We start from the raw sequence: 20,012 nt of genomic DNA on the forward strand, positions 1-20,012 counted from the left end.
AAACATTTAATCAACCATTCACTCAATTAACCTATAACTCTTTCAGTAAGAAATCATTTATTCTTCATTATACTATGACCCATTTTATCTCTTTTAGTTTCAAGATATTTTTCATTATGGGGGTTAGCATTAATTTCAATCGGTAACTGATCTATTATTTCCAAACCATATCCAAGAAGGCCAACACGCTTTGTTGGATTATTGGTAATCAATCTGATTTTGCTTATACCCAAATCTCTCAAAATTTGGGCACCAACACCATAATCCCTTTTATCCATTGGGAATCCCAAAGCTAGGTTCGCTTGAATAGTATCCATTCCTTGCTCTTGAAGTTTGTAGGCTTTTAACTTATTGATTAGCCCAATTCCCCTACCTTCTTGATTCATATAAAGTACTACCCCTTTTCCTTCTTTTTCGACCATTTCCATTGCTTTGTGCAACTGCGGTCCACAATCACATCTGCAAGAACCAAAAATATCACCCGTTACACATGAAGAATGAACTCTAACCATCACAGGTTCATCCTCTTCCCATTCTCCTTTGATAAGAGCCATGTGAACCTCATCAGTATTAGTTTGCCTATAAGCAATTAGATCAAAATCACCGAATTCTGTTGGCATTTCAACACCAATTTCTCTTTTGATCAAAGATTCATTTTTCAATCTGTAAGCAATTAAATCTTTGATAGATACTAACTTCAAGTCAAAACGTTTGGCAACCTCAAATAAATCGGAAAGTCTGGCCATTGTACCATCTTCATTCATGATTTCTACCAAAACTCCAGCGGGTTGAAGCCCTGCCAACCTTGAAAAATCAATAGCTGCTTCTGTATGACCTGCTCTTCTAAGTACGCCTCCTCTTTTGGCTTTTAATGGAAAAATATGTCCAGGTTTACCTAGTTCATCTGGATGAATAGAATCATCAACAAGTGCTCTGATAGTTTTTGCACGATCACTAGCGGAAATCCCCGTGGTACAACCATGACCTACCAAATCTACTGAAACAGTAAATGGAGTTTCAAAAGCTGCTGTATTGCTACCTACCATTAACTGAAGGCCTAATTTTTCGCATCTATCTTCTATCAAAGGCGCACAAATTAAACCACGCCCATGTGTAGCCATAAAGTTGATAATTTCTGGAGTTACTTTTTCTGCAGCACAAACAAAGTCACCTTCATTTTCTCTATCCTCATCATCTACGACAATGATCACTTCTCCATTTTTAATTGCTTCTATGGCTTCCTCGATGGAATGCAGTTGATTTTCTTGAGACATAATTTTATTTTGAGTGCTATTGATTAGGGTTTGTAAAATTACAAGTTTTATGGGATTAAAACCGAGTAAAACCAATTAATGTTTGGTCTAGCTGCTGATTACTATTCCGAGTTGCTTGTCTATTTCGATCTGAAAGCCTTTCAGTTCCATATACACTTTCAAAAGATCATCCATGGAATCGTTGGAACCTTTGGAATCTTGTGCTTCCTTTATTTTGATTCTAGCTTCTTCTAGCATTTTTTTTATCACTTTCTGTTTTAATCTCAGAATGTTGTCATAGACAGACTTAGCTAAATCATCGGCTTCTGTTATTGTAAATATTTTATGCCTCTCTTCCCAAAGTTTAGAGATTTCATGTTTTCTAGTTATCATATTGATGATCTCCCTTTTGACTTCTGCATCAGGAGAATTTAAGAAATACTCAGGCTGAGGTAAGATATCATTTGCCAATGCATCTTTATACAAATTCAAAATCTTGTTGAAAACAGGAGTCTCAAATTTCAAGTCTTCAGTTTCTTGCAATAAATAAGCACAAACACTCAATTCTTCTGACACCATCTCAAAACCATAGTTCACCAACATCCGCATCATTTCTCTTTCTTGAGCTTCTAGCTGTGTGGTGTAGGAAACATGCTCTTCCTGAGTTGGCAAGAACTCCTCAAATGGTGTTTCTTGTGTCTCTTGATCTCGCTGATCTCTAAAATATTGATCCTTTTGTACCTTAAGGATTATCTTATTCAATTCTACTTGAATGATCTCCTCGTCTATTTCAAGTAGGTTTGCAGATTGACGAATGTAAACTGTCCTGATGATCGGGTCAGGAATTTTCGACAAACTCAAAACCACCTGCTTGATTAGATCTGCTCTTTTGACTGGGTCATTTGAAGCTTCCTCAGCATGTAATCCAATTTTGAATGCGATAAAATCCTGAGCGTGGGAAGTCAAGTAAGCATTAAATACCTCTGAGCCTACTTTTCTTGAATAACTATCAGGATCATCCCCGTCAGGAAAAACCACAGCCTTGACATTCAACCCCCCTTCGAGTAGCATATCAATTCCACGAAGTGAGGCTTTGATCCCTGCCGCATCTCCATCAAAAAGGACAGTCACATTATCTGTAAATCTCTTGATCAGCTTGATTTGATTTTCCGTCAAGGAAGTCCCAGAAGATGCTACCACATTTTCGATACCTGACAAATGCAGAGAAACCACATCCGTATAGCCTTCTACCAAATAACAATTGTCCTTTTCTCTAATAGATTTCTTTGCCTGAAACATGCCGTACAGCACATCACTTTTGTGATAGACTTCTGTCTCAGGTGAATTGATGTATTTTGGTTGCTTTTTGTCTTGCGTGAGAATCCTCGCACCAAAACCAATTGGTTTTCCGCCTAGATTATGAATAGTGAACGTCACTCGCCCCCTAAATCTGTCATACAACCTAGAAGGATCACCTTCTTTCTGTAAGATCAATCCAGCTTTGAGGAGAATTTCTTCTGAATGTCCAGCAGCTTTCGCTGCTTTGAGCAAATGATCCCATCCCTCTAGAGTATATCCCAAATCAAACTTTTCAATGATCGCTTGACTAAAACCTCTCTCTTTAAAGTAACTTAATCCAATAGCGCGGCCCTCTTCTGACTTGAGATTGTTTACAAAAAAATCTTTGGCAAAATTCAATGCGATGTAAAGACTTTCTCTCTCATTGTAAGCCTGAATATCTTCAGGAGTGGATGCCTTATCTTCTTCGATTTCAATGCCATATTTCTGTGCGAGGTGCTTGATAGCCTCACCAAAACCTATTCCTTCAATGTCCATCACAAATTGGATAGGATCCCCTGCTTTGCCACATCCAAAACATTTGTAAATCTGTTTGGCTGGAGAAACCGAAAAGGAGGGGGATTTTTCATTGTGAAAAGGACAACAAGCCCATAGGTTCTGACCTTTCTTTTTCAAAGGGACATAATCATTTACCACATCCTCAATGTCTGCCCTTTCTCTAACTTTTTCTGTGGTGGCTCTACTTATTCCCATAAACTCAAAATCGAAGAGTCAAAGATAAAAAGTATTCCTGCAAAACATAAAGTGGCTTGAAGAAACTATTTGCAGGTTTGAAAAGTTAAAACTTTGACAAATAAAATTCTGATTAGAGTAAAAGTTCGGGTTTTATTTAGAACAATTATAAGTTAACTTGCACCAAAATTCAGACTACTTAATTCATGAGCTTTACTAAAGAAAAAGTCCTCCAAGCGCTTTCTACCGTAGAAGATCCAGATCTAAAAAAGGATCTGGTAACACTTGGGATGATCCAAAATATAGAAATTGAAGGAAATAAACTAAGCTTTAAAGTGGTTTTAACCACTCCTGCTTGTCCTTTAAAGGAAGTTATCAAAAACAATTGTATCGATGCCTTAGAAAATGCTTTAGGAAAAGATTTAGATCTAGATATTTTTATGACTTCTAGCGTAACAACTACAAGGGATAATACTCCTCTTTTGCCTCAAGTAAAAAATATAATCGCAATTGCTTCGGGTAAAGGTGGAGTAGGAAAATCAACTACAGCTTGTAATCTAGCCGTGGCGCTAGCTAAATCAGGTGCAAAGGTTGGCTTAATCGATGCTGATATTTCTGGACCTTCAGTCCCTACGATGTTCAATGTAGAAAGCGAGCAACCTTCTGTGAAGCAAATTGATGGAAAAAACATCATCATACCTATTGAGCAATATGGAGTAAAATTGATGTCTATAGGTTTTCTAACCCCTTCTGACTCAGCTGTGGTTTGGAGAGGCCCAATGGCAAGTTCAGCATTGAAGCAATTCATTGGAGATGTAGAATGGGGTGAATTAGATTACTTATTAATAGACTTACCTCCAGGAACTTCTGATATTCATTTGACAATGGTGCAAACCATACCGGTGACTGGCGCCGTAATTGTCACAACGCCACAAAAGGTTGCTTTGGCAGATGCTACAAAAGGTTTGACAATGTTTAAACAACCTCAGATTAATGTACCGATCTTAGGTGTTATCGAAAATATGGCTTATTTTACGCCTGTGGAGCTACCTGACAACAAATATTACATCTTTGGAAAAGAGGGAGGTCGGAAATTGGCTGAAAAATTTAATGTTCCATTTCTTGGTGAGGTTCCTATAATACAAAGTATAAGAGAAAGTGGAGATACCGGTTATCCTGCCGTATTTAAAGAAGGACTTACTCAGAAAGCGTTTTCTGAACTTGCTGAATCTGTAGCAAGACAAGTGGCTATCAGGAATGCTGAAAAAAGTAAAACTGAAGTAGTACATATCAATAGTTAAATTCAATAGTCTAAAAATTACTATAAACTGTTGAAAAATTGAAAGTTAAGATACTTCCTTGAGGGAATAAGATTTACTTAAATCTAATTTCTAGAAGTTAAAATGAAATAACTAATAATTATGCCAAGCATTAAAATATAGATTATACAGATGGAGATGAATGATAAAATTGAACAAGCACTAGATAATATCAGACCTTATTTAGAAGCTGACGGGGGCAATGTGAGGGTAGTTGAATTGACCGATGAAATGGTCTTAAGGTTGGAACTTACAGGTGCTTGTAGTTCTTGCCCAATGTCAACAATGACTTTGAAGGCGGGAGTTGAAGAAGCCATTAAAAGAGCTATTCCTGAAATCATTAGGGTTGAAGCTATTAATGTTGCAGTAGCATAAATTAGCTTTGAACAGTATGGTTAGGATATTTCAAACATCATGGATAAGAATTTTCTTATCCATTTTCCTTTTACTTTTTAGTACGAGCATATATTCACAAAACTTTTTCGGGAAACCTTTTCAGCATATTCATGATGAAAAGTGTGCTTCATCACATCTAGAACAGATGCAGGAAGAAGCATTAGGCATTTATGGTAGTAAAGATTACTTTGAATCATGGATGTCTGGAAAGATTGAGGAAATATCAAAAAAACCATCTATTCAAAGTCGAATTCAAAATGAAAGAAGAGTAATTCCAGTTGTTGTTCATGTCATACACAATGGAACCAATATTGGAGAAGGTGCAAATATTCCACTTTCTCAAATAACCTCACAAATTAATTCCTTGAATGAAGATTTCAGAAGGCAAAATCCTGATCAAAACCTTACTCCAGTTGAATTTTCGACGGTAGCGGCAGATGCAAATATTGAATTCGTCCTTGCTAAAGTAGATCCGAATGGACTGCCAACTAGTGGTATTGTAAGAGTTCAAGGATCAAAAAGTACATATAGTCCAAATGATGCTGCTTTAATCTCTTCTATTTCAGCATGGCCACCAGAAGATTATTTAAATATTTGGGTTGTCCCAATCAATCAGCCATTTATTGGCTATGCTACTTTTCCAGTTTCTGACTTACCAGGCTTGAACTTTTCCCCGAGTCCAAGAGAACTTGATGGAGTGACTATTGATTATAGGTATTTTGGAAGTGGAGGTAGTGCTGTATCTGGATCAAGAGGGAGAACAGCCACCCACGAAGTAGGGCATTTTTTAGGTTTAAGGCATATCTGGGGCGATCCTAATGCTTCTCAAGATGGATGTTCTGTTGATGATTTTGTACAAGACACTCCAAATCAAGATACTCCAAACAATAATTGTCGTATTAATAACCCAAGATTTAGTTGTGAATCCAGGGATATGACTGAAAACTACATGGATTTCACACCTGATGCGTGTATGAATTTATTCACACAAGGTCAAGTTGGAAGAATGAATGTAGTTTTAGAGTTTAGCCCAAGAAGAGGTTCTTTGATTAATAATTTCGCAACTGTTGATCCTGTCGTTCCAAATTTAGACTTATCAATTGATGAAATTATTAATCCTCAAGATTTGATTTGTAGCAATACTAGTGTTCCTCAAGTGGAAGTAATTAACAGGGGATCGGAAATTATAAACACAACTAGGATTCAATTAATATTTGGAGGTAGTATTCTTGAAACTAGAAATTTCAACCTGAATTTATCCTTAGGAGAATCTACAATCCTCTCATTCAACCCAATCAATATACCGGGTAATGGACAAACTTTATTTGAAGCCAGAATACTTGAAGTAAATGGAACAGTAGATGACAATTTAGAAAATAACGCCCTGACGAGCAGACCGGTATTACAACCAGAAATTTCGCTTCCTTATTCTTTAAATCTTAGTGAAGCAAATAATGATTGGTTAGTTAGGAATCCGGACAATAGCTTCACATGGGAAAATATCTCACTTCCAATTTCTGGTCAGAATCAAAACGTCTTATGGATAAGACATTATGAATATGATGCATTGGGGCAACAGGACTTTTTTATCTCTCCATCAATAAACCTAAATAATTTTCCAAATGCTCAATTGACTTTTAATATGGCTCATAGTCCATATGATGCGGTAGGAATTTCGGACTTTCTATATGTAGCTGTCTCTACAGACTGTGGAAATACATTTGACATAATCAATGCTCCATATAATAAGGATAGCAATCTTTTGCAAACAACTTCACCGCAGCAGAATGAATTTATTCCAACCTCTAATAATCAATTCCGAAGAGAAATATTGAATCTATCTCAGTTTTCTGAATTTGATAATATTAGAATAGCGTTCATCACTCAAAATGGCTATGGAAATAATATTTTCATCAAAGACATAGAAATTCTTCCTGAAGAAATTTTCAATTATCGAATTGATTTAAATGAACTAGTTAGTCCAGGACCAATTCATGATGGTTCTCAAACTACGGAAATTGTACAAATCACGAATACCGGAAATCTTCCGATTGAGAGTTTTGTATTGCAAAGAAGAACAAATAATGGTGGTTTACAGAGCTTTGTCGCTCGTGGAGAACAGTTAGCCGAAGGTGAATCCACTACTGTAGAAATTCCAAACTCACTTGTGGCCACAGGAGTATCTAGGTCTCAGTACAATTTACTTTTTCCAAACTTTGATCAAAATCCTGGAAATGAATCAGAGTTAATTCGATTTACTGAGAAAAATGAAAATGAAATCAGAGCACCTTGGAGACAAAATTTCAACCTTTCTATTAATCTACAACCTTGGTCAAGTATCAATACAATTTCTAATAGCAACAGTTGGACGGCAATTCCAATTCAAAGCGAAAATCAAAATAATGTAGTTGTTTTGGAGGGTAACAATTCTAATCAAATGAATTGGCTTGGTTCTCCAGTTTTCGACCTTTCTATTAGCAGACAAGCAAGTGTTTTTTACAGCATTGCTGCAAGCAACCAATCCCAAAGCACAATATTCAAAGTTATGGCAAGTGAGGATGGGGGTGTAACTTATTCTGAATTAGAGAGAATGGTTGGTAATGAAATCAATACTACAGGATCAGGAGTAATCAATCCAAACAACAGAACTGAATTTAGAAGAGAGTTTATCAATTTAAATGAATTTTCAGGACAAGGAAAAGATAAAATCAGAATTGCTTTTGTTGTGGAAAATGGAGATTCCTCGAATGATCCTGTTTACATTGATGACATTGAGCTGTATCTTTCCTCTAACCCAGAGCCTATTGATCCAGGGTTAGGAAACACGGTCATATTCCCTAACCCTGCCAGAGAAGTCTTCAATATAGCTTTCAATTTTGCTACCTATGAATCTGTAAATATTCAAATTATTTCTTCAGCAGGCGCAGTGGTTCAAGATATTGATTATCCAAACACATTGAATCAAACATACAGTTTCTCAACCGATCTATTTTCGAAAGGAGTCTTCATTGTGAAGATTACGAGCAACTCTATTACAGAGACCAGAAAGTTGATTATTCATTAGGCACATTTATTGGTATAATTTTGAATATAATTTTACCTTTATCCGTTAGTTATTAAAAAAGTCGCTGCATGAGCCAAATAAAAGATTCAATTAAAAAAGTTGGGATTCACATTGGGATAATTTTGGGAATAATAATCCTACTTTCTTTTACTTTTCTTAAGATATTTTTACCCTCTTACACGAATCATGGCGAGACTGTATCCGTTCCGGATGTAACAGGTTTTGATTTTGAAGAAGTAGAGAGCTTTTTAAGTACACGAGATTTGAAATATGAGATCAACATAGATAGTGGGTTCAATTCTGACTTGAAGCCCTTTACAGTACTAAAGCAAAATCCAAAACCAGGAAATAAAGTAAAGTCTGGGAGAAAAATCTATTTAACTTTAAATTCCAAAAATGCTCCTTTACTTAAAATGCCAAATCTTGTTAATAGTCCTTTAAAAAACGTTCAGGAAATTCTTTCTAATATAGGTTTGGTTAGAGGAGAAATCAAATATGTTCCAGACATCGGAATTAATGTAGTTTTAGAACAAAAGTATAGAGGTAGAAATATTCCTGAAGGATTTGAAATCCCAAAAGGATCTCAAATTGATTTGGTTGTGGGTGATGGATTAGGAAATCAGATTCTAGATGTTCCAAATTTAATTGGAATGGATGAGATTGATGCAGAGTTTCTAATTATTGGATCAGGTCTTCGAATGGGGAGAATCAATTATGTAACAACCGATACAGTACCTCAAGGCACAATCGTACAACATTTGCCTCCTGCTGGTGCAGAGGTCAAAACAGGAGAGCCAATAGATCTTTGGATTTCAGAAATAGCAAAACAAAGAGATTTTTAATGAAAAATAATTGGGCAATAGGTTTACTTTTTGTCAGCATGTTCTTGCTGTGCATCAGTGAGTCTTTTGCCCAATTCCAACAGCTTCCTACTCCTATCAGCGAAACTTCAAACAGACTTTTTCAAGGAAGAATACTAGAAGATCAAATATTGTCACTCCCATTCTGGGATGATTTTAGTAAAGATGGTATAGATACAGCACTTTGGATACCCGATGGGATTACTCATTCTTTCTCAATGGGCAACTTCCCTCCTAGCCTTGGGGTGATTGTTTTTGACGGAGTAGCTTCTAATGGAAGGCCTTATGAAAATACACCAACTGCACAAGGAATTACAGATCAACTCACATCTAAACCAATAGACTTATCTACATTAAATGATTTAGAAAAAGAAACTGTATTCCTTAGTTTTTACTGGCAAGCAGGAGGAAAAGCTGAAATACCTGATGTAAATGACCAAATAGCTCTTCAGTTTTTGAATGAAACTGGAGATTGGGTTGATGTTTGGAATCAGTTTGGTGAATTAGAAGCAGAACAGTTTTCTTTCACACAAGAAAATATCAAAGTTGATGAAATGTTTCATCATGATTCCTTTCAATTTAGATTCCAAATTAGAGGAAGAGCATCCGGTCCATTTGACAGTTGGTTGATAGATTATGTTTACTTAAATAAAAATAGGGTTGAAGGCAGTCAAAATTTCTTTGACAGAACACTTACTCGGCTAAATGCACCAGCATTTTTAAAATATTCTGCAATCCCATTGTTTGAATTAAAATCATCTCCTGAGCTATACTTTACATCAACTAATAACGAGTTCAATAATCTTGAGAATAGATTCAGAGCAATGGAATTTACCATTGAATTTAGAGAAAAAGAAAGTCAAGAAATCATATTCAAAGTCAATAACAATACTCCTTTTAACCCTGTACCTTTGGCATTAGAAAGAAGAACTTTTGAAAGTGCTGTAATTAATGATTTGCAGCTACCTGAAGAAGAGATTGATTGGGAATTGGTAACATACCTTAGCTCAGGCGATGGCTCTTTATTTCAAATAATAGAAGGTGATAGCATCTTTTTTCCAGAAATTGATCTAAGAAAAAATGATACTGCTAGGACAACAATTCCACTGAGAGATTTTTTTGCATATGATGATGGTAACATTGATTATTCCGCAGGGATCAACCAAAGATCTGGAATGTTAGCCGTTCGATATGAAAAAACTCAAAATGCCTATCTAAAAGGAATTAGTATAAACTTTACTAATTTCAACCAATTCGGAAGGGGTATTGATATCATGGTTTGGAACGACCTAAATTCAAATCCTATTTATGTGAAAGAAGCCTTGATACCAAGTAAGGAGAATTTAGAAGATTTTGTATATTTTGAAATAGATCAAAATATACTTTTAGGTGATGAGTTCTATATTGGATTTACTCAATTCACTAATGAATTTATCTATATAGGTTTAGATAAAACAAGAGATAACGGTACCGAAATCTATTATAATGTAGCTGGTTCTTGGCAGCAAAATGAATTAGTAGCTGGTTCGTTAATGATTAGACCTCACCTAAGTGAAACCCCTCCTATTGAAGAATCTAGTGCAGACGACAAAAACGAACTCTTATTATATCCAAATCCAACCGTTGATATTTTAAAAATAAGTGGGGATTTTGAATTGATCAGTCTTATTGATCCCTTCGGAAGATCAATAAAAATTCCAATAGAAGAAGTCAGTAATGGTAAAATTCTTAATTTTACAGGATCAATGCGAGGCTTGTATTTAATCAATGTATTGAAACAAGGAAAACCAAAATCATATAGAATCTTAGTTAAATAAAGAAATGGAAGATATAACAGTTGAAGAATTAAAAGAAAGAATTGATAAGCAAGAAAAGTTTGCTTTTGTAGATGTAAGAGAAGAATGGGAATATGAAGAAGATAATCTTGGTGCCCTTAACATTCCATTGGGAACGCTTCCTCATCAATTGGGGGAGCTTGATCAGTATAAAAATCAAGAACTAATTATCCATTGCAGATCTGGAGCGAGGAGTGGTAATGCAAAGAAATTTTTAGAAACAAAAGGATATACTAAAGTAAGAAATGTATTAGGCGGAATAAATGCTTATAGGGAACTTGAAGATTAAAAACCTTCCATTTTAATCAAAAAAGAAAAAAAGGACATTAATTTATAGTGTCCTTTTTTTTTGAATTTTTGTCAAGTACGATTTCCTACTCTTAAAATAAAAAAACCGAGGAAAACTCCTCGGCTTTGTGGGCCCACCTGGGCTCGAACCAGGGACCTCCTGATTATGAGTCAGAAGCTCTAACCAACTGAGCTATAGGCCCTATTTAAATACTATATTTCAATTTTATAATCCTTAATCCTACTGTCCCTAAAGCTATCAGGGGAAATAGAAGCCCTAACTAACTACAGTGCAGTACTCCTAAAACAAAAGAAAACTAAGATTATTTTTAAATCGAAGCATCTTGCAAATGGGAATGCAATGTTACATATTTGAACTTAAATTTACAACTTAGACCTTCATGAAAAGTATTAAAAATATAGATTTTTTGTTGTTTGATTTAGGCAACGTAATTATCAATATAGATTACCAGTTTACAATCAATGAGTTAAATAAAATCCTTCCTAAAGAAAAAAATCGGCTCCCCAATTCTTTTTTTCCAAGTCAATTTCACAAACAATATGAAAGAGGACATATTTCTACAAAAGAATTTAGATCTGCTGTTAGAAATCACTTTAATGAAGGATGGTCTGATGACCAAATTGACAACATCTGGAATAGTCTCTTGAAAGATATTCCAAGAGAAAGAATTCAACTGATTAGAAAATTGAGAAAGGATTTTGGATTGGCTGTTTTAAGTAATACCAATGAACTTCACATAAAAAAATTGAATGATATTCTAAAACTTGAGCATGATATTTCATCCCTACATCCACTCTTTGATCAAGTTTACTTCAGCCACGAACTTCATATGGCAAAACCAGATATGGAAGTATATGAAGAAGTCTCTAAAAGGCTCAATACATCTCCAGAAAAAATTTTATTTTTTGATGACTTACAAGAGAACATAGCAGGAGCTCAGAAAGTTGGATATCAAACTCAAATTATAGATCACCCAAATGCACTTCTTAACTTTTTTGAAAATGTATACTAAAAAAGAATATCTAATACATACATTGCTTTTTATTTTAACTCTAATAGCCACTACTTTGGCTGGAGGAGAATGGCTTTACGGTAAAAGCATCTTAGGTGAAAGTGATAATTTTCTAACCAAAGAGTATTTTATCAAGTCACTTCATTTCTCTATCCCTTTTATTGGAATCCTATTGTTCCATGAAATGGGGCATTTATTGACTGCTATTCATTACAAAGTAAAATCATCACTCCCCTACTTTATCCCAGCCTGGTTAGGATTTCTTGGTTCTCCTTCGATTGGAACTTTTGGTGCCATTATTCAAATGAAAAGCTATATCAATAGCAGAAAAAAGTTCTTTGATATTGGAGTTGCTGGTCCAATAGCTGGATTTATCATCGCCATTTTTGTGCTTGTATATGGATTTATCAACCTTCCAGAGGCAGATTACATTTATGAAATACACCCCGAATATTTAGACCCAAATTTTAAGCATAGCGAAGATGATGGGTATCAAAACTTAGAAATGGGTTATAATTTGCTGTTTTTTATCTTTGAAAAGAGCTTAGCGGATCCTGAAAAAATGCCCAATATGTCAGAAATCATTCATTATCCGTATTTATTTGCAGGGTATTTAGCACTTTTTTTTACTGCTCTCAATCTTTTACCAATTAGCCAACTTGACGGTGGTCATGTAGTATTTGGATTGTTCCCAAGGCATCATAAATGGGTATCTTTGGCCACTTATATTGGGTTCGTATCTTATGCTGGCTTAGGGTTACTCAGTCCTTTTGAACCTATTGAGACACTTATGTGGACAATTCCACTTTACATAGGTTTTCTATATATTTGTTTTAGAAAAGCTGAAATATCAGAGCAAAACAAATGGGTGATAGTCCTTCTTATTGCTTCAATTCAATATTTATTAGTTTTCTTGCTTCCAAACATTCAAGGATATTCAGAGTGGTTGTTTTTTGCTTTTTTATTAGGTAGAGTCATGGGGCTTTCACACCCTGAAGTAAAAGGGACTAAAAAGCTTAATGGAAAAAGAAAAATCATAGGTTGGATAGCTATAATCATTTTTATACTTTGCTTTACTCCACAGCCTTTTATTTTTGAATAGATTTATTTGGAGCAGAAAATTATTGAGTCAGCCTTGGAAGATATTATTGATTATTTCCATTGCGATTTAGGTTTGAGCATATTAATTGAAATGTATATCCACTTTTACACTAGTAGCCACTTTAAAAAATCTAAAATGCTATATTTGAATTTCTATGATCTGTTAGCTGTCGACAATTCACAATTATCCGCAAGATTATTTGTGATAAATAACACACAGGTTTAATTTTGTATAATTAGATTCTTAAATAATTGCTATAAATAATTCCCTACTCTGCATCAGCTCTATTAAAAGTCACATGAAGCATTTAGCTTGAACTGCCTTTGGCAAAAAAATATAAATGCATGTCAAGAAGTATTCAAAAACCAAATACGGATATTGCTTAGCAAGAACAGCATTAAAAAAAACGTATTTTAAAAACGTCTATGATAAACATAGCAATTTTATAACCTGTCGTTTATTTTTTTATATTTGATTGTTATTAAGTTTACTAAAAAATATGAAGAGTACGGCTTACTTCTTTCTAATATTAATTCTATTGAGTTCCTGTATCAGCAATAAAAGGATCACTTATTTACAAAATCTTCCAGGAAATGAAGAGATTGGTTTAGACGAGTTTATTCCTTATGCTAATGTTGACTATAAGTATATTCTTCAAGCGTTCGATATTGTTGATATTGATTTTGCAAGTTCTGATTCTGAATTAACAGAAGCTTTTGAGTTTCAAGGATCAAGAAATATGCGAGGAGGTGGAATAATGGGAGGTGCTGGTGGCGGAGGCGACATGTTTTTTTTTACCGGTTACACAATTGATGAACAAGGTTTTATAGAGTTACCAAAACTTGGAAAAATAAAGATTGCAAGCCTTACGGAGGAGGAGGCAAAGGACAAGGTTCAAGTAGCTATAAATGAATATTTTAAAGAAGATGTATTTGTTAAATTGAGAGTGGCTGGTATTCGATACACCACGCTTGGGGAGTTTGGATCTTCTGGGACCAAAGTAATTCTAAGAAACCGTGCGACAATATTTGATGCATTGGCTGCATCGGGTGAGTCAAATATTTTAGCTAAAAGGAATCGACTATTTATTATTCGACAGTATGACGGTGGAACTAAGATTCATCAAATCAATTTACATGATCGCGCTCTATTAGCATCTCCCTATTTTTTTATACAAAATAATGACATTTTATATTTAGAACCTATGAAAATCAGACAACTTGGAAATAGTGATAACTTAGCCTCGGGGCTTCAGTTGTTCGGCACCTTTTTAGCTTCAGGATTATTAATATTTGGTTTATTAAGAGGGAATTTTTAAGAAATGGAAAAATTAGATTTAAGCCAGTTAGATAATGAAGAAAAAGCATTAGAGATAAAATATGTCATTGCTAGGTACATTAAATTTTGGCCATGGTATCTTTTATTAATAGTAGTATTGTTAACTGGCACATATATTTTTCATAGATACACTGTTGATCAATATTCTGTATCTGGCACCATTGTGATTAGAGGAAATAATAAACCTGAAACTAGAATTCTAGATCGATCTGCGATTTTTTCAGGTCAAAATAATCTTGATAATGATATTTTGATGATTTCATCAAAAAATTTAGCAAGAGAAGCATTGGCTAAATTACATTTTGACGTTGAGTATTTTGCAAAAACCAACATCAAATCAATTGAATTATACAACAGCAGCCCAATTAGGATTGAAGTTGATTGGGATCATATGCAGCTACAAGAGACTCCCTTGCAGTTGGAAATCTTAAGTGAAAATTCATTTAAGATAATGCCTGAATCTCCTGGTTTTTTTGATTTCACGCCAGCAATAGCGCAGAGTGATGAACAACTTTTTAATACAATCTTTAAGTTTGGTGAAGAAATCGAAACAAGTAGATCCAAATTCAAAGTGCATTTAGTCAATCCTGGAAGAGTTGGAGACATTGTGATATTTAATCTAAAAAGCCCAAATTCTCTTGAAGAGCGCATGTCAAAGGCAGTGGGAATTAGTTTGGTTAATTCAGCCGCTACGGTTTTAGAAATTAGAATGACAACTACCGTTGTTGAAAAAGGAAGAGACTACATTAATGCATTGATGGAATCTTATCTCGATTATGAATTGAGAGAAAAAAATAGGAACACAGAAAATACATTAAAATTCATCGAAGAGCAGTTAGGATTTTTAGAAGACTCTTTAAAAAAGAAAGAACGAGAACTCCAAAATTTTAAAGTAGAAAATAAAATGATTAATGTAACTGCTGAGTTTTCAGATATACTTAGCAGAATAAATAGATTAGATGATGAAGCACAATCTTTAGACTTTGAATTATCTTATTATCGTTCTATAAAGTCTTATATGGAACAAAAAAGTAAGGATTTCACTCAAGTGATTGCACCATCAGTGGTAGGTATTCCAGACCCTTTACTAAATGGGTTGATTCAAAATCTCGTGTCTCTTTCACAAGATCGAAGAAAACTCTTGGCTTCAGTAAATGAAATTCATCCTGAGATTGAAAAAATAGATGTTCAGATGGCTAAAATTCAGGATGCTCTTTTTGAAAATATTGTTAATCTGATTGAAAACACTGAAAAGAAACGAGCATTAATGGCTCGAAATATAGACACATATGATGATCAATTTGCTGAACTTCCTGAATCAGAATCTCGGTATGCTAGTATTTTTAGGGAATATCGATTACGAGAAAATTTATACACTTATTTACTGGAAAAAAGAGCGGAAGCTGGTATAGCTAAAGCGTCTAATGTTTCTGACAACGCAATACTTGATTATGCCAAACTTGGTTACTTAGTATTTCCAAAAAAGAAAAACAATTACCTTTTAGCAATAGCACTAGGTTTTTTCATTCCATTTGGTTTCTTTGCTTTACGAGATGTATTTGATAATAGAATAAGAGATCAAAGAGACCTTAAAAAGAATTTCATGATTCCTCAACTTGGAATAATTGGATATAGTCAAAAAGACACGAATATGGTTGTACTAGAACATCCAAAGTCAGCTGTTTCAGAATCATTTAGATCACTTCGATCAGCTATAAACTATATCGCTTCTGATAAAAAATCTAAAAAAATCTTAGTTACATCTAGCGTTTCCGGTGAAGGTAAAACATTCACATCACTAAATTTAGCATCTGTGATGGCTTTAGGGGGTAAAAAAACAATTGTGGTTGGAGCAGATTTAAGAAGACCAAAATTAGGTTCTTACTTTAATCACAAAGATAAAAAAGGACTTTCTACTTTTCTAATAGGCAAAGCATCAGAAAACGAAATTATCGTTCCTTCAATTCATGAAAATCTATACTTTGTACCATCTGGCATTATTCCTCCAAACCCAGCAGAATTACTTCAAACACAAAAATTAAAAGATTTCATTAAATATTTGGAAGAGCAATTTGACATTGTAATTTTTGACACACCTCCTCTTGGATTAGTGTCTGAGACTATTGATTTGATGCGTTTATTTGATCTTAATTTATATGTGGTCAGACAGAATTATACACTCAAAGACCATCTAGTAATGATCAATGACCTCTTCAACAATAAGCAAGTAAATAATGTCTATGGTGTATTTAATGGAATAGCTGATTCAGGTTACTACTATGAAGGATATAATTATGGCTATGGGAACACTTATTTATATTCACAGAATAATAAGTATATGTATAATTATTATGGAGAAGATCTTGAAGAGAAAAAAAGAACTTTCAAAAAAAGTAGAAAGGGACTTAAAGCTCTAAAAACTAAAATCTTTAAAGCGTTTAGAAGGTAGACACATGAAAAAAATCAAGATTGCTGCTTTAATTCCAGCACGTTTTGCGTCGACAAGACTACATGCTAAATTGATTCAAGACCTTTGTGGTTTCTCAGTTATACAAACAACATTTTTGAGTGCTCAAGAAATTGGAATTTTTGATAGAATAATTATAGCAACTGATCATAAAACAATACAAACCCAAATTGTAGAACTCGGAGGAGAAGTGTTTTTAAGTTCACAAAATCATGAAAGTGGCTCCGATAGAATTGCTGAAGCAGCAGTAGATCTAGATTGTGACTTAATTATAAATATTCAAGGTGATGAACCCTTCTTAGATAAAGAAACGTTACTAAGATTAATTGAAGCATTTAAAAGTAATGACGTTCAGGTAGCATCTTTAATGTTTGAAATATCAGAAGAAGAGGCAAAAAACCCAAATGCTGTAAAGGTTGTCTTTGACCATAACTATAATGCCCTATACTTTAGCCGGTCACTTATACCTTATGATAGGGACAAGAAGCAAAATGTGAAGTATTGGAAACATATGGGCATTTACGGTTACAAGAAAGATTTTCTTTTACAATTTACGAAATGGGAAAAGTCACAACTTGAAAAAAGTGAAATGCTTGAGCAGTTGCGTATTCTTGAAAATGGGAGTAAAATCAGAATGGTTCAAACATCTCATCAAGCGATATCTATAGATACAATTCAGGATCTAGAACAAGCAAGAAATTTTTTGAAAAACAAAAGAAGCTGATTATCATTATTGAACTGGTATCCCTTTCCTTATCCTATCCCCTATTTCTTTTAATTCTTCTGAAGTTAATTTGAGCTTGGGGCGTGTAAAATTGATATCATCCATTGTCCTGAGCGGAACTAGGTGGATATGAACGTGGGGAACTTCTAGACCAATTACTGCTACACCAACACGGGTACACTTGATGGTTTTATCTATTGCTTTCGCTACTTTTTTAGCGAATATATGGAGACCAGTTAAAACCTCATCTTCGAGATTAAAAATATAATCAACTTCCTGCTTGGGAACTACGAGCACATGTCCTTTGACCAAAGGCATTATGTCTAAGAAAGCTATGAAGTTTTCATCCTCAGCAATGATTTCAGCCGGGATTTCTCTATTGATGATTTTTGTAAAGATTGATGCCATAGTCCAAAAATAAAAAATCCCGAGGGATTACCATCGGGATAAATAACATTAATATGAAATATCTAATATTTCGAATTCCAGAACACCTGCTGGAGCATTTATTTGTGCAATATCTCCAACAGCTTTTCCATTAAGACCTTTACCAAAAGGAGAAGCCAAGGAAATCTTTCCAGCTTTGAGGTCAGCCTCTTCTTCAGAAACTAGAGTGTAGGTTACAGTCATGCCATTTTTAACATTCTTGATTTTCACGGTGCTAAGAATACCCACTTTAGAGGCATCCATTTTTGAGCTATCCATCACTCTAGCATTACCTACTACAGCTTCAAGTTTGGCTATTTTTAATTCCAAAAGTCCTTGAGCATCTTTTGCAGCATCATATTCGGCATTTTCGCTTAAGTCTCCTTTGTCTCTAGCCTCAGCTATTTGCTTGGCTATATCCTGTCTTCCTTTGGTTTTAAGTTCTTGAAGTTCATCCTTCAATTTCTTCAGACCTTCTTCTGTGTAATACTGTATAGTTCCCATTTTCTTAAATTTTACTATGGCTATGAAAAATAAAAGAACGGTCTCGTTGTTGAAACCGTTTCTCCTATGCATTTGCGCTATGTATGATGCAAAGATATAAATATTGGATTGACAAAGCAATTATATTCTACTTTTCATCTTTTGGACAAGTACCTATAATTTCTTCAAGTTCTTTGTATTAATTCTGGACAAATTCAAAACCTTTCTGAATACAACCCGAGCATCCATTATGGTGACATATGGACTACCGAAATAATGAAATTTGATAGAAAGCCAGAATTAAAAGTCTTTAATGCTCTATTTTAAGTTTGTAAAACTTCAATTTATCTTCACTTTCATTATTTGAAGCTTTGATGTAGAGATGATTATTAACAAAATAATGCTCGAAAGATAAATCTTCATTTATTTCACTTAAAGACAGTTCATAATCTAAATTCATTTCGGAATCATAAATTGAAAGAAATACTTTAAACCCTCTTTTGATGCTTCCCTCTGTCTCAGACCTGATTAACCGAATATATTTATCAATTTCTTTTAAATAATAAAGTTGACTAAACTCAACATCTAAGTTCCAATCAAAAATATTTTCTTTATCAAATCCTCTTTGCTGATCATTGAGGTTACTTATTGGTCTTTCTTTTTCGTTTTTAAATAAAGTACTTTGGAATAATTCTTTAAATAATAATTCTCCACTGTTTTTATCATAAACATCAATTTGATTTTTAAAGCTGTAAGTAGTTATAAATTTATTTTGAATAGGTAGTATCATTGGTGAAAATTGGTTTCGTAAACTAGCCCCTCCAAGGTCTACTTTAATAATATGATCTTCTATCAAATCACTTTCCCACGGGCTCGGTAAAACTTGAAACTCCACCTCGACAAAATCAAAATGTAAAAATCTCAATTTGTCACTACGCATATCTTGTGACAATACCCAAACAGTCTCCGTTCCATTTTCATCCAGCTCTGAATTATTAGATAAAGTGAATACTTCTTTTAAAAACTCTAAATCTGAAAAGGCAATTTCCCAATCTCTATCTTTACTTTTTTTGAGACTCCATTTCTCAACTTGATGATTAAATTTATTGATTCTTGCATAGTTAAATTGATCAAAAAAAAGCCAATACTTTTCTGTATCAACAATATGTGTAGGAGAAAAAACACTTGAAGGCCCATCTTGATCCAGTTGTAAAACTTCTTCAACTACCAGTGATTCAAAGTCAATCATTTCCAATTTCCAGTTAAACTGGTTAAAAATCAATAGTTTTTTGCTATCTATAGATTGACCATGAATGAATCCAACGTCTGAAGATAAGTAAGTATTCGAAAAATTGACTTTACCTTCCTCTAGATCAATAGTATATCCAGCCT

Annotated in this window: 16 protein-coding genes and 1 tRNA gene; 11 read left to right on the forward strand and 6 right to left on the reverse strand. The window is 34.2% G+C overall.

What is annotated here, in order from left to right; all coding sequences use genetic code 11:
- Positions 1-53: 53 nt before the first annotated feature.
- Together BELBA_RS16395 and dnaG are read right to left on the reverse strand one after the other, a co-directional pair.
- A complete protein-coding gene (locus tag BELBA_RS16395) occupies positions 54-1,274 on the reverse strand; it encodes a bifunctional 3,4-dihydroxy-2-butanone-4-phosphate synthase/GTP cyclohydrolase II (protein ID WP_014773795.1) in 1,221 nt (406 codons plus the stop codon).
- Between the two features lie 87 nt (positions 1,275-1,361).
- Positions 1,362-3,305 carry a DNA primase gene (dnaG, locus tag BELBA_RS16400; RefSeq protein WP_014773796.1) on the reverse strand — a complete coding sequence of 648 codons (1,944 nt, stop codon included), beginning with the start codon at positions 3,303-3,305 and terminating at the stop codon, positions 1,362-1,364.
- 185 nt (positions 3,306-3,490) lie between these two features.
- On the opposite strand from dnaG, the gene BELBA_RS16405 reads away from it, so the two are divergent.
- The 6 genes from BELBA_RS16405 (at position 3,491) to BELBA_RS16430 (ending at position 11,047) form a co-directional block, all read left to right on the forward strand.
- Positions 3,491-4,585, forward strand: a complete 1,095-nt coding sequence (locus BELBA_RS16405; RefSeq protein ID WP_014773797.1) for an Mrp/NBP35 family ATP-binding protein — start codon at positions 3,491-3,493, stop codon at positions 4,583-4,585.
- A gap of 150 nt (positions 4,586-4,735) precedes the next feature.
- Complete coding sequence (locus BELBA_RS16410) at positions 4,736-4,978, forward strand: NifU family protein (RefSeq protein WP_014773798.1); 243 nt, start codon at positions 4,736-4,738, stop codon at positions 4,976-4,978.
- A 166-nt stretch (positions 4,979-5,144) separates the two neighbouring features.
- Entirely contained in the window at positions 5,145-8,063 is a 2,919-nt protein-coding gene (locus BELBA_RS16415; protein ID WP_245531089.1) for a T9SS-dependent choice-of-anchor J family protein, read from the forward strand.
- Between the two features lie 68 nt (positions 8,064-8,131).
- A complete protein-coding gene (locus BELBA_RS16420; RefSeq protein ID WP_014773800.1) occupies positions 8,132-8,905 on the forward strand; it encodes a PASTA domain-containing protein in 774 nt (257 codons plus the stop codon).
- Entirely contained in the window at positions 8,905-10,740 is a 1,836-nt protein-coding gene (locus BELBA_RS16425; protein WP_014773801.1) for a T9SS type A sorting domain-containing protein, read from the forward strand. Before BELBA_RS16420 ends, BELBA_RS16425 begins: the two co-directional genes overlap by 1 nt.
- A 4-nt stretch (positions 10,741-10,744) precedes the next feature.
- Positions 10,745-11,047: a rhodanese-like domain-containing protein gene (locus tag BELBA_RS16430; RefSeq protein WP_014773802.1), complete on the forward strand. Its 303-nt coding sequence runs from the start codon at positions 10,745-10,747 to the stop codon at positions 11,045-11,047.
- Between the two features lie 128 nt (positions 11,048-11,175).
- Here the strand turns inward: BELBA_RS16430 and BELBA_RS16435 are convergent.
- Positions 11,176-11,249 (reverse strand) — tRNA-Ile (locus BELBA_RS16435).
- A 198-nt stretch (positions 11,250-11,447) separates the two neighbouring features.
- Here BELBA_RS16435 and BELBA_RS16440 point away from each other — a divergent pair.
- From BELBA_RS16440 to kdsB, 5 genes are all read left to right on the forward strand, one after another.
- Positions 11,448-12,080, forward strand: coding sequence for an HAD family hydrolase (locus tag BELBA_RS16440; protein WP_014773803.1), 633 nt, complete (start codon positions 11,448-11,450; stop codon positions 12,078-12,080).
- Positions 12,070-13,182 (forward strand): site-2 protease family protein, encoded by a 1,113-nt coding sequence (locus BELBA_RS16445; protein ID WP_014773804.1) that lies wholly within the window; start codon positions 12,070-12,072, stop codon positions 13,180-13,182. Before BELBA_RS16440 ends, BELBA_RS16445 begins: the two co-directional genes overlap by 11 nt.
- Before the next feature lie 499 nt (positions 13,183-13,681).
- On the forward strand, positions 13,682-14,500 hold the full coding sequence (locus BELBA_RS16450) for a polysaccharide biosynthesis/export family protein (RefSeq protein ID WP_014773805.1): 819 nt from the start codon (positions 13,682-13,684) through the stop codon (positions 14,498-14,500).
- Positions 14,501-14,503: 3 nt separating this feature from the next.
- Positions 14,504-16,969 carry a GumC family protein gene (locus BELBA_RS16455; RefSeq protein WP_014773806.1) on the forward strand — a complete coding sequence of 822 codons (2,466 nt, stop codon included), beginning with the start codon at positions 14,504-14,506 and terminating at the stop codon, positions 16,967-16,969.
- 4 nt (positions 16,970-16,973) lie between these two features.
- Complete coding sequence (gene kdsB / locus BELBA_RS16460) at positions 16,974-17,711, forward strand: 3-deoxy-manno-octulosonate cytidylyltransferase (RefSeq protein WP_014773807.1); 738 nt, start codon at positions 16,974-16,976, stop codon at positions 17,709-17,711.
- Positions 17,712-17,717: 6 nt separating this feature from the next.
- Here the strand turns inward: kdsB and BELBA_RS16465 are convergent, their stop codons facing one another.
- The 3 genes from BELBA_RS16465 to BELBA_RS16475 form a co-directional block, all read right to left on the reverse strand.
- Positions 17,718-18,119, reverse strand: coding sequence for an HIT family protein (locus BELBA_RS16465; RefSeq protein WP_014773808.1), 402 nt, complete (start codon positions 18,117-18,119; stop codon positions 17,718-17,720).
- Between the two features lie 48 nt (positions 18,120-18,167).
- Positions 18,168-18,641, reverse strand: a complete 474-nt coding sequence (greA, locus tag BELBA_RS16470) for a transcription elongation factor GreA (protein ID WP_014773809.1) — start codon at positions 18,639-18,641, stop codon at positions 18,168-18,170.
- 289 nt (positions 18,642-18,930) lie between these two features.
- Positions 18,931-19,869 (reverse strand): hypothetical protein, encoded by a 939-nt coding sequence (locus BELBA_RS16475; protein ID WP_157466114.1) that lies wholly within the window; start codon positions 19,867-19,869, stop codon positions 18,931-18,933.
- Positions 19,870-20,012 lie beyond the last annotated feature (143 nt).

The sequence above is a fragment of the Belliella baltica DSM 15883 genome, assembly GCF_000265405.1.
GTDB lineage: Bacteria > Bacteroidota > Bacteroidia > Cytophagales > Cyclobacteriaceae > Belliella > Belliella baltica.